Source organism: Psychrobacter immobilis (assembly GCF_904846235.1).
Classification (GTDB): Bacteria; Pseudomonadota; Gammaproteobacteria; order Pseudomonadales; family Moraxellaceae; genus Psychrobacter; species Psychrobacter immobilis_C.
The window spans coordinates 1-16,018 of record NZ_CAJGZN010000021.1; the positions used below are offsets into that span (position 1 = coordinate 1).

Annotated in this window: 13 protein-coding genes; 6 read left to right on the plus strand and 7 right to left on the minus strand. The window is 42.4% G+C overall.

Features of this window, described 5'->3' with window-relative positions; translation table 11 throughout:
- Positions 1-392 precede the first annotated feature (392 nt).
- The 3 genes from ssb to JMX07_RS12010 form a co-directional block, all read right to left on the minus strand.
- Complete coding sequence (ssb, locus tag JMX07_RS12000; RefSeq protein ID WP_201608162.1) at positions 393-1,013, minus strand: single-stranded DNA-binding protein; 621 nt, start codon at positions 1,011-1,013, stop codon at positions 393-395.
- A gap of 317 nt (positions 1,014-1,330) precedes the next feature.
- Positions 1,331-1,942 carry a DUF3833 domain-containing protein gene (locus JMX07_RS12005; protein ID WP_201608164.1) on the minus strand — a complete coding sequence of 204 codons (612 nt, stop codon included), beginning with the start codon at positions 1,940-1,942 and terminating at the stop codon, positions 1,331-1,333.
- Positions 1,943-2,083: 141 nt separating this feature from the next.
- Entirely contained in the window at positions 2,084-3,448 is a 1,365-nt protein-coding gene (locus JMX07_RS12010; protein ID WP_201608165.1) for an MFS transporter, read from the minus strand.
- 666 nt (positions 3,449-4,114) lie between these two features.
- Here JMX07_RS12010 and uvrA point away from each other — a divergent pair.
- Positions 4,115-7,021: an excinuclease ABC subunit UvrA gene (gene uvrA / locus JMX07_RS12015; protein WP_201608166.1), complete on the plus strand. Its 2,907-nt coding sequence runs from the start codon at positions 4,115-4,117 to the stop codon at positions 7,019-7,021.
- An 84-nt stretch (positions 7,022-7,105) separates the two neighbouring features.
- Here uvrA and JMX07_RS12020 read toward each other — a convergent pair whose 3' ends face one another.
- Complete coding sequence (locus tag JMX07_RS12020; protein WP_201608167.1) at positions 7,106-8,050, minus strand: hypothetical protein; 945 nt, start codon at positions 8,048-8,050, stop codon at positions 7,106-7,108.
- A 50-nt stretch (positions 8,051-8,100) separates the two neighbouring features.
- Here JMX07_RS12020 and JMX07_RS12025 point away from each other — a divergent pair, with 50 nt between their 5' ends.
- Positions 8,101-9,453: a PD-(D/E)XK nuclease family protein gene (locus JMX07_RS12025; RefSeq protein ID WP_157822739.1), complete on the plus strand. Its 1,353-nt coding sequence runs from the start codon at positions 8,101-8,103 to the stop codon at positions 9,451-9,453.
- Positions 9,454-9,679: 226 nt separating this feature from the next.
- On the opposite strand, the gene JMX07_RS12030 is transcribed toward JMX07_RS12025, so the two are convergent.
- The gene (locus JMX07_RS12030; RefSeq protein WP_201608168.1) at positions 9,680-9,961 is read right to left on the minus strand and encodes a DUF503 domain-containing protein; all 282 of its coding nucleotides are present in this window, start codon (positions 9,959-9,961) and stop codon (positions 9,680-9,682) included.
- A gap of 129 nt (positions 9,962-10,090) precedes the next feature.
- On the opposite strand from JMX07_RS12030, the gene JMX07_RS12035 reads away from it, so the two are divergent.
- The 4 genes from JMX07_RS12035 to JMX07_RS12050 all read left to right on the plus strand — a co-directional run bounded on the left by JMX07_RS12035 (position 10,091) and on the right by JMX07_RS12050 (position 13,325).
- A complete protein-coding gene (locus JMX07_RS12035; protein ID WP_201608169.1) occupies positions 10,091-10,879 on the plus strand; it encodes a threonine/serine ThrE exporter family protein in 789 nt (262 codons plus the stop codon).
- A gap of 1 nt (position 10,880) precedes the next feature.
- A complete protein-coding gene (locus JMX07_RS12040; protein ID WP_101205820.1) occupies positions 10,881-11,333 on the plus strand; it encodes a threonine/serine exporter family protein in 453 nt (150 codons plus the stop codon).
- A gap of 164 nt (positions 11,334-11,497) precedes the next feature.
- Positions 11,498-12,862, plus strand: a complete 1,365-nt coding sequence (gorA, locus tag JMX07_RS12045) for a glutathione-disulfide reductase (RefSeq protein ID WP_201608171.1) — start codon at positions 11,498-11,500, stop codon at positions 12,860-12,862.
- A 301-nt stretch (positions 12,863-13,163) separates the two neighbouring features.
- Positions 13,164-13,325 carry a hypothetical protein gene (locus JMX07_RS12050; protein ID WP_227670814.1) on the plus strand — a complete coding sequence of 54 codons (162 nt, stop codon included), beginning with the start codon at positions 13,164-13,166 and terminating at the stop codon, positions 13,323-13,325.
- Positions 13,326-13,369: 44 nt separating this feature from the next.
- On the opposite strand, the gene JMX07_RS12055 is transcribed toward JMX07_RS12050, so the two are convergent.
- Together JMX07_RS12055 and JMX07_RS12060 are read right to left on the minus strand one after the other, a co-directional pair.
- The gene (locus JMX07_RS12055) at positions 13,370-13,993 is read right to left on the minus strand and encodes a GNAT family N-acetyltransferase (RefSeq protein ID WP_201608173.1); all 624 of its coding nucleotides are present in this window, start codon (positions 13,991-13,993) and stop codon (positions 13,370-13,372) included.
- 371 nt (positions 13,994-14,364) lie between these two features.
- Entirely contained in the window at positions 14,365-16,008 is a 1,644-nt protein-coding gene (locus tag JMX07_RS12060) for an FAD-dependent oxidoreductase (RefSeq protein WP_227684826.1), read from the minus strand.
- Positions 16,009-16,018 lie beyond the last annotated feature (10 nt).

Sequence of the window (16,018 nt, forward strand, 5' to 3'; positions counted from 1 at the left end):
CTGACTTAAATCCTATTGAAAAGAAATGGGCGCAAGCTAAGTTTCTACGCCAAGGTTGGATGGAGAATAATTTACCTAAACTATTTCATGATATGGGTTGTACTTCTTTTATCTTGGATTGACTATACTTGTGGCAAAAAAATGAATAAAGATAATGGATGATCTACAAATGAAAAACAGGTAAAAATAAACAGAAGTTTTATTCTTATATATTTTTAAAGATAGGTGTTTTTATATGTTTTATCAGTTAACGTGTAATATGACAAAAGCTGATATTAGAATTTTAGCAGTGACTGAATTTTTAGGTATTTATGATTAAACATTAAAAAACCCCGCCGGTGGCGAGGTTCTTTATCTATTTAGTTATCTTTACACTTTGACTCTTATAAGATTTAGAACGGAATATCATCATCTACAGGGCCATCTGGCATTGCTGTAGGCTTAGATTGTGCAGGTTTCTGTGCTGGTTGATTGAACTGGTTTTGCTGAGCAGGCGCTTGATTGTTAAAACTGTTTTGACCACCATTCGCTTGGTTATTGTACCCGCCTTGCTGAGCTGGCTGATTATTACCTTGCTGACCATAGTTATTCTGGCCATTTTGATTATCATAACCTTGATTTGAGCCACCTTGATTATTACCAAAACCACCACTATTGCCTTGTCCCTGACCACCGCCAGTCTGACCATCAAGCATCTGCATTTGTTCAGCACGAATCTCAGTAATATAACGGTCTTGACCACTTTGGTCTTGGTATTTACGTGTACGCAAACTACCTTCGATATAGACTTTGCTGCCTTTGCGCAGGTATTGCGCTGCGATTTCACCTAGACGGTTAAAAAGTGCAATACGATGCCACTCTGTCGCTTCTCTTTTTTCGCCACTTTGTTTGTCTGTCCACTGCTCTGATGTCGCAACCGAGATATTGGTCACGCTACCGCCATTGCTGAATTGGCGTGCCTCAGGATCTGCTCCGAGGTTACCGATGATGATAACTTTATTGACTCCGCGCATGATACTGTCCTTTTACTTATGAATAATTTAATAAACTGTTTTAATCGTTATCTGATAGCATCATTTGACACTATCAATTATATAATTTTACTTTAACCAATTTTTATCGAAATATCTATAGGCTACCTATGGTGCACGTCAGTCTATGTCGCTTAGATACTCTATCTTGATATACTAGTCGATATTGTAGAGTCCAATAAATAACAGGTAATAGATAAATATGCTGCTATTTTGCCATTTTAAGACGTTGAAGAACACCGTCTACCTTTATCGATATTGCATAGCACCTTACTTATTATTAAGTGATTTAGAGATTTCTAATTAGCATCAGAAGGCTTGCGATGCATGCTCAATGTCACGCTACCAAGCTCTACGCCAAATTTTTTCATCACTGAGCGATTGAGCATGACATCCTCATTGATAAGATACATCCAATCATCGAACGTTACTTTATAGGTCTTGTCCTCGACAGGTAACTCTAGTAAGTAATTCCAGTGCAACGTATTGCCAACCACTTGCCCTGTTGCCTCGCCAATGACATCACCTGCCACACCTTTCCAGCTGCCATCTGTCTGCTCAGTCAGACGCCATATACGCTGCGATTTCGTGCCATCTGCCCACAAGAACTTCTCGTTTAGGACAATGACATCATCTCCCTCATGGGTTGCATCAATGTCGACATAAAAGCGTTTTTTGACCTCACCATTTCGACCTTGGAACATACCCCAACCATCAATTTGACCCGAAAAAAACTCATGCATGTCGAGCGTTGGTGTGGTGTTCTGATACGCCTGAATATTTTGCGTAGCGCAACCAGAGGTCAGCAGTATGGCCAATAGACCAAGACCTACGGTTAACTTGGCTATTGAGCGATGCGCCTTCTTTTTACCCTCAATGACATTACCAGACAACATCTTAAATTTACTCATATTAATTCCTTTTAAATAGAGATAAATAGTTAGTTTCTATTGATTGATATTGGTGGTTTATGAGACTGCTGTCTGTGCAACTTTTGCTATTTGGCTTTATTTCTATATAAAAACATAAGTCTAAAGCTGTTATATATCATATTAAATATCTAGCGGACTTTGCGCCAAACTCGATAGCTGCTGACGTGAATCATCCGTCAACTGTGTCTTATCTAACTTCAAATAAGCGACTTGCTCTTTTGCCATGACGACCAACTCATCAACACCATCTACTGCCAGCATTTGTCGTGACCAGTCTTGGATATTGATGTCTTTGGGAATAGTAACCGTCGTGCTCGATAGATAAGGTGGCTGAGAAATGGGAATAATGATAAGCAGTGCGGCACCCATAATAATAGCCAGTATGCCCCACGCCAACAAATTAGGCTGGCCTAATAACAGACCACCCATTGCCCCGCCTATAAATGCACCAAAGAACTGACTAGAGGAATTAAGCCCCATCGCGGTCGCTTTATTGGCGACTGGTGCGCGCTTTGATATCCACGAAGGAATCGTCGCCTCAAGCAGGTTAAAGCCCATAAAGTACAGCAGCAAACCAAATATGATACCAATACCGACCTGACTACCAAGCGCGAGTATGGCTAAAGCGGCGGTCATTAATGCAATCGCACCCAAAAAAACCTGACGCATTTTGCGTTTCTTTTCGGCGATGATAATAAACGGTATCGCGATGGCGAAACCAATAAACAATAGTGGCAAATAAACCATGCCTTGCTGACGTACTGACAAGCCAAGTACGTCACTGAGCTGGTGCGGCAATATCACAAATATCGCTGTCATCGTCAGATGTAGCGCAAAGATACCGATATGTAAGCGGTTAAGATCGCCAATATTAAGGACAGTGGCTAACTGTTGACCGATGGTCTTATTATCCAGATTGTGCTTGAGCACGCGCATAGGCGTCGGTACTACCACCAATAGCAGCATCGCCAATATAGCAAATCCTGAAGTTAGCCAAAACAGCCCAGAGATACCGAGCGAGCCGACTAATAATGGACCAAAGGCAAAGGCCAGCATGATAGAGGTAGCAATCGTCAGACCCATCGTGGCCATCGCTTTGGTACGCATTTCCTCACGAGTCACATCAGCCAGTAACGCCATCAGCACAGCAGAGACCGCACCACTACCCGCCAGCGCTCGACCAATGATCACTTCATAAATATCCGTCGCATTTGCTGCAATCATGCCGCCGACGGCGAACAGTATCAATCCTAGAAAGATAATAGGCTTACGCGGAAATTTATCAGCAGCCAAACTCATCGGTATCTGAAAAATAGCCTGCCCTAAGCCATAAATACCAACGGCCAAACCAATCAAAAACGGCGTCGCGTGTGCATAATTATCACCGTAGACAGAAAATACCGGCACAATCATAAACAAGCCAATCATACGTAAGGCAAAGATGCCACCGACTCCGAGGATTGCCCGTTTCTCTACGCTATTCATACTTGCCTCACTGGTTGATCATTGCTGGTTGCTCATTGCTATCTTTCACGACTAACACTGTGCCATACCATGATTTATCACTACTGGTTTATCAAGGCATTGGCCTATAAATCAAGCCCCCTAGTATAAGACATTCGCCGTTTGGTTGCCGAGACTTTTGTCTTACTGGTGCAGTAACGTATGCGCCCTCAACCCAAGCCATTCATATTACGAGATTATTTTGTTACCAAGTGCATCAGATGCACAGTCACACCTTGAATAATGCTGTCACCATGACAATAAAGTAAAACGTTGTCAGCACAATTAATGGCCAACTCACTATATCTATATAACGACGAACGCTTCCATAAAACGACATTTTGGTCAAAACCATAACAAACGATGCCTGTTACTTAACACTGATTTGATTTAGATTTGCTTAGTCCTATAACAAATAGTCATAGGAGCGATAAGCAATACAAAGCCAAACAATAATGGAAAGTTAATAACTAGGCTGACATAACTTTTACCTTATACATATATGTATCCTTTATAACAACACTACTGATAACAACATCATAAATTTAGAATTATTCACGTTTTAACCAATCACTTTACTGATCTGTATTTACTTTTGACTTGAGATATTTCCCAATCCCCTTTTAGCAAATAGGAAACCTGTAACCGATGGCACATGACCATATCGCAATACGCGGCGCACGTACTCATAATTTAAAAAACATCGATTTAGACATTCCACGAGATAAATTCGTGGTAATTACTGGCCTATCTGGCTCTGGTAAATCTTCATTGGCATTTGACACGCTATATGCCGAAGGGCAACGTCGTTATGTCGAAAGCTTATCGGCATACGCTCGTCAGTTCCTCTCGCAAATGGAGAAACCTGATGTCGATAGCATCGAGGGTCTATCCCCTGCGATTGCTATCGAGCAAAAATCAACCAACCATAACCCACGCTCGACCGTCGGTACGATTACCGAGATTTATGACTATCTGCGTCTGCTCTATGCACGCATCGGTACGCCATATTGCCCTGAGCATGGTGAGCCAATGGTCGCGCAGTCGGTCACTGAGATGGTCGATCAAGTCATGGCTTTGCCAGACGACACTAAGATTATGATCTTGGCACCGGTCATTCGTGAGCGTAAAGGTGAACATACCGTCTTACTTGAGCAGCTGATTGGGCAAGGTTTTGTCCGTGTGCGCGTCGACGGTGATGTCTATGACACTGATGAGCTACCGACTCTGGATAAGAAGAAAAAACACACCATCGAAGTGGTGGTTGATCGCTTTAAAGTCCGTGACGACTTGGGCAACCGTGTTGCTGAGAGCTTAGAGACGGCGTTACGTCTAGGCCAAGGGCTGGTCACGCTACACTTTATGGATGGTAATCCAAAAGAAGGCGGTGACGAAAACCAAGTGATGTCAGCCAAGCATTCATGCCCTGTCTGTGATCGTGCAGTGCCTGAGCTTGAGCCACGCATGTTCAGTTTTAACAATCCATATGGCGCGTGCCCAAGCTGTGATGGTCTCGGTAAACGTCAATATTTCGCCGCTGAAAAACTGATTACTCATCATGAGAAATCACTTAACCAAGGCGCTATCAATGGTTGGGATAAGCGTCATGCGTACTATTTTGGTTTGCTTAGCACTGTCTGTAAGCATTTCAAAATCGATATGGATGCGCCATGGCAAGATCTGTCAAAAGAGCAGCAAGACCTAATCATGCATGGCTCTGGTAAAGAAAAGCTGACCTTTAATTTTACTGATGAGCGCGGTCGTAAGACGAATAAGACTGTACCGTTTGAAGGTGTGCTTCCCTACCTAGAGCGTCGTTATGCTAAGACGCAAAGTAACCTCGTCCGTGATGAGTTAGCTAAATATCTGGCTGATACCACTTGTAACGTTTGTGATGGTGCACGTCTGAATGAAATCTCACGCAACGTCCGTGTTGATGATCAGACTATTGCAGAAATCGTTAAGCTGTCTATCGGTGATGCGGCGGACTATTATAAAACACTAAAGATTGGCGGTCATAAAGGTGAAGTCGCTGAAAAAATCTTTAAAGAGATTAATGAGCGTCTAAACTTCCTTGTGAGCGTTGGGCTTGATTATTTGACCCTTGCTCGCTCTGCCGAAACACTATCGGGCGGTGAAGCACAGCGTATTCGTCTGGCTAGCCAAATAGGTGCTGGTCTGATGGGCGTCATGTATGTACTTGATGAGCCATCAATCGGTCTGCATCAACGTGACAACGATCGCCTGCTAAAAACCCTAACGCGCCTGCGTGATTTGGGTAATACGGTGCTGGTCGTTGAACATGATGAAGATGCGATTCGCCAAGCGGATCACGTCATCGATATCGGTATCGGTGCAGGCGTACATGGTGGTCACGTGATCGCCCAAGGTACGGTCGATGACATCATGGCAAACAAAGAATCGCTGACTGGACAATATATGTCTGGTAAGAAGAAAATCGAGATTCCAACTGTCCGTCATAAAGCCAAAAATATTGATGTCGAAGTCAAGGGTAAAGCCAAAGCCAAAAAAGTACCGATGACCATCGAGCTAAAAGGCGCATCAGGTAACAACCTACATGATGTAGATTTGACCATTCCTGTTGGCATCATGACTTGTGTGACGGGTGTCTCAGGTTCGGGTAAATCAACCTTGATTAACCGTACGCTTATGCCATTGGCAGCGACTCAGTTAAACAATGCCTCAACGCTGATTGCTGACAAGTTTGAAAGCATTAGCGGTCTTGAGCATTTGGACAAAATGGTCGATATCGATCAAAGTCCAATCGGCCGTACGCCGCGCTCAAACCCAGCGACTTATACTGGCGTGTTTACCCCGGTGCGTGAGATGTTTGCCCAGACCCAAGAAGCGCGCGCCCGTGGTTATAAGCCTGGTCGCTTTAGCTTCAACGTAAAAGGCGGACGCTGTGAGATGTGCCAAGGCGATGGCCTTATCAAAGTTGAGATGCATTTCTTGCCTGATATGTATGTGCCGTGTGATACCTGTGAAGGCAAACGCTACAACCGCGAGACGCTAGAGATTCACTATAAAGGCAAAACCATCGCTGATGTGCTCGATATGACTGTTGAAGATGCCGTTGAGTTCTTCTCAGCGATACCAGCCATCTATCGTCGCCTGCAAGCATTGATGGATGTTGGTCTGAGCTATATTCGCTTGGGTCAGTCTGCGCCAACACTATCAGGTGGTGAGGCGCAGCGTGTCAAACTGGCTCGTGAGCTTGCCAAACGTGATACGGGACAGACACTCTATATCTTGGATGAGCCAACCACTGGTTTGCATTTCCATGATATCGATAAGCTGCTCAATATCCTGCATGCCCTACGCGATAAAGGTAATACTATCGTGGTCATCGAACATAACTTGGATGTTATCAAAACGGCAGACTGGGTGATCGACTTAGGCCCTGAAGGCGGTAAAGGTGGTGGTATGATCATCGCTGAGGGTACGCCTGAGGAAGTGGCTGAAGTCAAAGAATCCTACACGGGTATATTCTTAAAGCCAATGCTTGAGCAAGGTATGAAAGAAGTCAGCTAATACCGTTAGTCATGATTGATAAAAGGCCACTCTTTATATGGCCTTTTTTATTGGCTGAAAATTGGTTGTCGTACTTAATCTACTCTATACTGCCAATTGTCCATCTTCACAATGCCTACTTACTAAGATATTGACACTTATTATGCTTGGGTCTTCAAAAATAGCTAAATCTTGAGTAAGCTTCATAGTTGTCGTACAAAAAATAGCGAAGTCATCCTCTATAGCCTCGGTTACTTCGCATGTTTGTTCTAAGCTAGGAGGTCTACTAGCACTCATTACACAGATTATATCTTTGATGTCAGTCAGATTAATCCCAGCTTTATCTAACCCTTCTAAATAATTACTCTTGAAATTAGCTTCGTTATCTTCGCTTGCGTAAATTGTTGGAAGTATATTTAGTAGTCTGTTACCGCTGAATACATGTTTCCAATCATTAAAGTCATAGCCAATCATAGAGTCGTCCTGCCTGTAAACGCTACAAACTGTAGTTACAACTGAATCTATAAAGGAGTAATAAAAATTATAACTCTCTATGCTCATATCGTTTACAAAATCGCTTTTTGCTTGTGATGTGGTAAAAGGTATAGCAAAAGTAGGGATAGATGATAGTGTGCTCCACTTATCCCTTAAAGCATTTTCGGATTTAGTCTTGAAACTACTTATTTCATCTATGGTTGAAGGGGAAATTACAAAAGTCAGTGCTGATATAGTAGCTATTTCTTCTTGAAAGGTGCATAAACTATCAAAGCTAGCCTCATGTTCAACTAAAAAAACTATGACTTTCTGACTTTCAAGTTGCTGATCTCTATCGACTTCAGTCATATTCTTTAAATCATCTAAATTAACTATTTTAAAATCTGAATCATGAATACCGAGTTTTAAATATCTATTGGAGGCTTTATTAAACCGATCTTTACCAATATCTTGCGCTACCTTCTTAGTTATTTGACCTGTTATGACGAGCATAAATCCTTTAGGTTCTTTGTAATTAGGAATATCACTCATTATATATTTAGAAGTACTGCTCATAATAGTTAACTCTTTGTCATGTTTTGGAAAGCATGAAGGTCTATGTTAGTTTGATAGACTTAACTTCAGGAACTAACTTAAAACCACTAGGAAAGATGGCTATGCTTAGTAATAGTTTCAAACAGAATATTTTAGTTTTACAAGAAAAGGAGCAGGAATTCCAGCAAAAACATGATAAGTCAAAACTAGACTTTAATATATTCACGATCTTACGTAAGACAGGTGAAGAAGTTGGTTTACATTCTCGCTTTCTTGCTGAACTACTGAATCCCAATGCTAGTCATAAAATAGCAGATTTCCAACAACTATTCATTGAAACGGTATTAAATAATGCCATAGCGACACAAGAGTGGAATCGAGAAAAACTAGACTCAAAGGTCGTTTACAGTTGTGAAGTTGAATATAGATTCCATAACTCAAGTCATGGAATAGCAGATATTATTTTTGAAGGCAAAGACAATAAGATCAAAAAAAATGTCATTGTTATCGAAAATAAGATTTATGCTACAGATCAAAAAGACCAACTGGCAAGATATTATAAAGCTTGCCAAGAAATGGGTTATGACGATAAAAATATCTATATAGTATATTTAAATCGTTTTGGTGATGACGTATCACACTATGGCAAGGGTAGTATTAATAATGAAGACTATGGTGTAATTAGTTATAAAGAAGACATCTTTAACTTTTTGACGCTATGTAAGCAAAAGGTAGCAGATTATCCACATATAGAGCAGACTATCGAGCAATACATTAATACCGTTGCTAGAATTACAGGTCAAACAAGGAATGCGAAAATGAAGCAAGAGTATGTAGATTTTTTGGCAGACGACAATAACTTTAAGACAGTATACAAACTAAGCCAGAACTTTGAAACCATTCAAAAGAATATTCAGAATGAGATGTGGAATAGTTTATTGGCTTATTTCAATAAAAAAAATTTAAATTTTACTCTTTGTGATAATCAGTTGTCTCCCTATAGCCAAGAAAAAGCAGTAAAGCAATATTTTTCAGGTGGTGGTACGAAAGGTAAAGCTAAGGCGTATGGTCTATGCTATAAAATAACCGAAAAACACAATGTAGGAGTTTATTGTTATATTGAGTTAAACCATCGTTTATATTACAGCATAACGTTAGTAGACAAAGATGGACGTCTATCAGAATGTCCAAGCAATATGCAAGACTTCGAAGCAGCAGTTGAGAAACTACCTAAAAATTGGAAGTATCAAAATAAGAAGCAAAATTTGGGTGGGCAAGTTTACCCACCACGATCAATTAACTTTAAAAGCCCTAACGATAACTTTTTCGATATTATCAATGAGAAGAGTCGCGAAGAGTGGGTGGCCGAAACAGCGGATGATGTTATTCAGCTAATTGATGATGTAAAAAATATTAATTTCTAATAAGCATCATTTCATCTTACCACACAGTATTATCAATTTATGAAAGTCGCCTAGAGGTGCGGTTTAGCCCCGATTGTAGCGGTTATCCTTGATTAACCACTAGATTGCGGTGACTTAGCTGGGAGCAATATCAAGACAACAGGAATGCTACTGGCTATTAGTCACCGCTATAGTGGGCGACCAAGATATGAGCGGAAATCAGAATTGGCTTTCTACAAAAACCATCCTAAACAAACTCTCTTTCAACATTCATCACCCGTGCATCTACCGTACGTTCTAGTTTTTCCTCAATTTGACTACATTGCGACTCGACCTCACGTTTAGATAGTCCAACGATCACAAACGTCCATTCGCTCGCGTCATGCCGATCACGCTCCCCGCTTTCACATACCGCGATACTTGGCGTATTGCCAAAGCGCGCGTGCAAGCCGCCCATACGGTGGCGTTTTTCTTTTAGCGAGCCACAACCGGGCAATGAAAACATCAAAGTCAAAATAGCGATATGCATTTTATGCTCCTTGCCAAAAAGTTTATACTTTATAGTAGCATCAAATATAATATCGGATAATGTCTGCGCGTCAGCATCCAGACCCTTTATAATAGCGTATCAATACCAACCAACTTGCGTATCTCACCCATGACCTCTATCAGCTACGTAAAGCAGCAGCACATTACTCGACTATGCGTGCGCTGCGGACTACTCCTTATGCAGTATGGCGCTGAGTCTGCCGTGGTGGTGGACTTATGCAAACGCTTAGGCATCGCCTTAGGAATGAACAGCGTCGAATGTTCATTGAACTTTAATGCCATCACCCTAACGACTATCTGCGACGAACGCTGTATTACCACTACTCGAGATACAATCAATCAGAGCATCAATGTCAACTTACTGGTACAAATCCAGCAAATCGTTAACAAGACTGAAGCCACCGTAGATAGTACCGATTTGATTGACCGCACTACCCTTGCCTTTGATGAATTGGATAAGACCGTTTACCCAACGTGGCTCGTCAGTATATTTGTTGGTGCATCTTGTGCCGCATTTGCCTATCTGAATGGTGGTAGTTGGTCGATTACGGCGGTGACATTCATCGCGGGTATGGTGGCGATGTTTACTCGTATTTATTTGTCCAAGCACCACTTTAACCCTTTTATCACGGTCATTGTGACGGCTTTTATTGCCTCGCTCATTGGCGCGACGACCTACTACTTTGATATTGGCAATAATGCCGATATCGCTGTAGCTTCCAGTGTATTGCTATTGGTGCCTAGCTTTCCATTGATTAACTCTTTGTCCGATATCTTAAAAGGCTATGTCAATATTGGCGTTGGGCGTGCGGTCTTTACCTATATGCTGACCTTGTCCGCGTGCGTCGGTATCGTGATGGCGCTGGTTTTACTTCGCATACAGCATTGGGGGTTTTAAAATGTGGTTTATTAAAACCGTCATACTGTCTTGTATCATCACCCTTGGTTGGACGCTAATGTTTAGCGTACCCAAACGCTATATCTTGCCGTGTTTACTGATGACCGCATTTGGCTTTGGGTTAAAGACAGCACTAGTTTATCAGCACATCCATATCGTGGTTGCTAGCTTTTTTGGGGCGATGCTTGCCAGCTTTTTGGGTGTGTATTTTTCTAAGAAATATACTCTGCCACCCAAAGCGCTCATCTCGCCCAGTGTCATCTGTATGATGCCCGGTATCGCCGCCTATAAGGCGATGGTCAGTATGGTGCAGATTGGTTATTTCGGCTTTTCAGACGAGTTATTTAGCCAAATGATGGTGTACTTGTTTGAAGCGTTATTTGTGACCTCGGGATTGGTACTTGGCTTGTCTATTCCAGGGCTGTTATTTTATAGACGTCGTCCTATTGTATAGATGATCTTAAATATCTAAATGTTGGGCTTTTCTTGACCAACCACCATTTATAGTCAAGCGATTCAACATACGCTAACCATAAAAAACTTGTAAGATGGATGATAATACCCATTACAGTAGAGTCAGAAACAGCACCAATAACAACTTAATAAAGAGACCGTATTATGACCAAACATTATGAATATATCTCTATTGGCGGCGGTAGCGGCGGCATCGCGTCACTCAACCGTGCAGCCAGTTATGGCAAAAAATGCGCAATTATCGAAGCCAATCAATTGGGCGGCACGTGTGTAAATTTGGGCTGTGTTCCCAAAAAAGTAATGTGGTATGGCGCGCAAGTGGCTGAAGCCATCCATAAATATGCGCCAGATTATGGTTTTGATGTTGAGTTAAAAGGTTTTGACTTTCAAAAACTGGTACAGAGCCGCCAACAATACATCGAAAACATTCACCGCGCTTATGACAATAACCTGGCAAAAAACGGCGTAGAAGTGATCAAGGGCTTTGCCAAATTTGTCGATACCAATACCGTAGAAGTAAATGGCGAGCTGATTACCGCTGACCACATTTTGATTGCTACGGGCGGTCATCCTATTCAGCCAGATATCAAAGGCGCAGAATACGGCATCGATTCTGACGGATTTTTTGCGTTGAATCATTTGCCAAAACGCGTGGCGATTGTAGGTGCTGGCTATATCGCTGTCGAGATCGCAGGCGTGTTAAACAGTTTGGGTGCCGAAGTGCATTTGTATGTGCGCAAACACTCGCCACTACGTACGTTTGACCATACTATCGTAGAGACTTTGCTGATAGAAATGGAACAAGCTGGCATTAAATTACACACCAATACGGTGATCAGTGAAGTCAATAAAAATGACGATGACAGCCTGGATTTGACCACCAACGATGGCGGTGAAGACTGTATCGATACTGTCGATTGCTTGATTTGGGCGATTGGTCGCGCGCCATCGACAGACGGTATCAATCTGCAAGTGACAGGGGTTGAGACGACTGAGACGGGTAAAATCAAAGTCGATAAATTCCAAAACACCAATGTCGATGGTATTTATGCAGTCGGCGATATTATCGAAAATAGCGTAGATCTAACGCCTGTAGCGATTGCCGCTGGTCGCCGCTTATCTGAGCGTCTGTTTAATAATAAACCCAATGAGCACTTAGACTATACATTGATACCAACGGTGATTTTTACCCATCCGGCTATCGGTACGATTGGCCTGTCTGAAATCGACGCGGTAGAACGCTACGGCAAAGAAAACATCAAGTGTTATACCTCAAGCTTTACCGATATGTATAGCGCGGTCACTCAGCATCGTCAAAAATGCACCATGAAGCTAGTATGCTTGGGCGATGACGAAAAAGTCATTGGCATGCATGGCATTGGTTTTGGCGTTGATGAGATGATTCAAGGCTTTGCCGTCGCGATCAAAATGGGCGCGACTAAAGCTGACTTTGATAATACCGTTGCCATTCACCCAACTGGCTCAGAAGAGTTTGTGACGATGCGTTAAGCTCACTGTTTAACGTTTCTCTTATTCTTAACTATTATAAAAAAGGATGCTATTTGAGCGTCCTTTTTTATTGTCAGTCATGACGTAAGCATATAGCTTCGTAGGTCTAAAACTGACTCATTACTTTTATATCGCACTGATGACTACTGTATTTTTCTAATCATTATTTGCATTGGAAAATTTAAAGCAAGGCATACTGACAGCGCAATCCCGATGCTGTTATGATGCGATTAATACTGACCGTTGAGAGATGACTGTGTGGCAAGTGTACTTATTTATATTACCAATTGGGCTTGGCATTATGACATTAGCAGCAAGCCTATTGTTTTTGTTCGCTTATCTCATGTCAGATGACAATGCCACACGCTTGCCAGCATTTAACTGGTTTAAGCGCTTAATTATTGTGGCATTTGTGCTGCTGAGTATTGGTCTGTTTATGACCTTTGGTCATTTTTGGGGTTGAGCGAGATAGAATATTTTTTAGTGTTTTCTATTAACTCAACCTGATTAGCTAACGACCTTTTCTAGTTCTAATAGCTCTAAATCATCACGCTTTGGCTCGCCATTATTGCCATCATTTGGAAACGGCATTTTGTTACCGTTGAACTGATAACCACGGCGCTGATAGTAAGCCAAAAGCTCAGGACGATGACTTAAGATAGACATAGTCAGACGGCTAGGCTGATTCAGTGACTGTAAATGACGATCTGCAAAGGTCTCAGCCGCTTGCAGTATCACATTACCAACACCCTTCCCTTGTAGCACAGGATGTACCGCAAACATGCCGATATAGGCTTTTTTATTTGAGTCAGCATCAGTTTTAATATCGACAGCGATACAGCCAAGTATCTCACCCATCTCATCTCCCTCACGATTGCCTGTTGTGGTTTTCGGATAGACAAAATAATAGTGATTAGGATCATTGATTACGGCGGCGAGCTCCGCTGATGTAGTCCTGATACCACCGATCAAATCGGCCTCATTGGTCCAACCTGCCGTCTCGCGATAGCAGCAATTCAATAACTGCTCAAGTGCGCCAATATCATCCAATGTCGCTTCACGTAGAAATACCGACTCTTTATTAAAGTGGTCTGTTTTTACATTGCTGTTATTTATATTATTTTCGCTCATATTATAATTTTTCCTTTTCCGTCTATGTATAGTTGCATTCAAATAATTTCGATACAAGAAAACCGAGTGCAAGTTATACATTAGTATACTTAATGAGGGTGACGATGTAGCGGATTTATGTGGATTTAGCCATATAAAAAACTGACTTAGATCACTAAGCCAGTCTAGGGGTATGTCATTACTTAGATTGTGCGGCTTAAAATGAGAAAAATTGTAGATAAACGAGGAAAAAATTGCCGTTAATATGAACATATTTATTTGCAAGATTTCTGACGATGTTTAGCAAAATTTAGTCATTTTAAGACCACTAAATGTATTGATGTGCTAATTGATAACATACCCCAAATACTAATACGTATTGCTTAATAGTACTAGCGCGATAATACCTGCGCTTGCTCAATCATATCAAACCCTGCATTGAGCTGCGCGCGCGTTGGTGCATGACCACGGCGCAATAGCTCAGAGAAAGCGACCAATTCTTTGTCGCGTCCGAGCGTGCTCGCTGCGCTAGCTCTGGTATCTTCGCTGTCGTCATCGAAGTAGTATTCGATATAATCAAGCGTATCTGGCGTGCCAAATAGGATATTGTGCTCTGGAGTCTCGGCATGACCGCTATAGCGTAGGCTCTTACCATACTGCATGGTCCAAAAGAAAGGAATGCGCGCCTCTAATGAGTCGACATTGTCATCACCTAATATAGCAGCTGCCGTCACCATACCGTGCTGCAATGCCACACGCCAATGCTCGATACGCATGCGGCCCATCTGATTGGATGCTTTGGCGATATCGCCTAGCGCATAGACACCATCGCGCAGCTGTAGATGGTCATCAACCTGTACGCCATCTGGATCATTGACCTCGTTCAGTATCTCTGTGCACGGTGAGACGCCAGTACCTAAAACTACGATATCGGCATCAATGTGCTCGCCACTTGCCAGCGTGACACCGCCCACATGTGAAAATGCCTCGTCGTCTTCCTCATTATCAGCTTGACGGTCAATCTTGGTGATTTCATTGACGGTGGCATCAAATACAAAGTTAATGCCTTTTTCTTCATGCAACTTGATCAGTGCATTACTCACAGTCTCCGATACGATATTGCCCATCACGCGACTGTCTTGCCCAATTACCGTAATAGAAGCAGTCGTGCCTGCCTGCGCTAATGCAGAGGCAACCTCCATACCGATAAAACCGGTACCAATGATTACCACCCGCTGATCGTGACTGGCCGCTTTAATTAATTTGGCATCACTCATGCTACGTAGTGTATATACGCCATCCATCTCAGCACTTTTAATAGGTGGTAAGTTTGGTTTAGCGCCAGTGGCGACGACCAAGAAGTCTGCGGTATGTCGCTCGCTGTTGCCATCATTATCCTCTATGACGACGGTCGCTTCATTGGGTAGCACTTCGCTGACCGTTTGATTGAGGCGTAATTCGATATTGTTGTCTTTGGCCCACGCTGCGCCGCCTAATAGCAACTTGTCTTCGGCCATGTTGCCAGCTAAAAACGCTTTTGATAGTAAAGGACGGTTATAAGGTGCGGTATCTTCTTTGCTAATCAATGTAATCTTGCCGCCATAGCCGCCATGACGTAATTGATTAGCTGTCATAAATCCTGCACCGCCACCACCAACGATAATAGTATGGGTGTCAATTAATTTATCATTTTCGACCCGTCCCGTTACCTGAGCTGAGGTATCGACTGTCAGATTATCACCATCATGAGTCAGCTCATACTGGGTCAATCCTTTAGTCGCTATCGGCTCTAATAGTGAGCCGTCGCGACTATCAAAAGTCGCATGATGCCAAGGACAAACTACCCGATTGCCACAGCGTAATCCGTTACCCAAATCTGCACCCGCATGTGGACATTTACCATCGAATGCACGGAACTCATCGTCATCGCGAGTGATTAAAATGATACTATCGTCTTCTTGCTTATACGACTTCATACCACCGCTTGGGATATCCGCTTTACTGATGGTGACTGTGTTGATCGTTGCGTCGGTCATAATGCTTCCT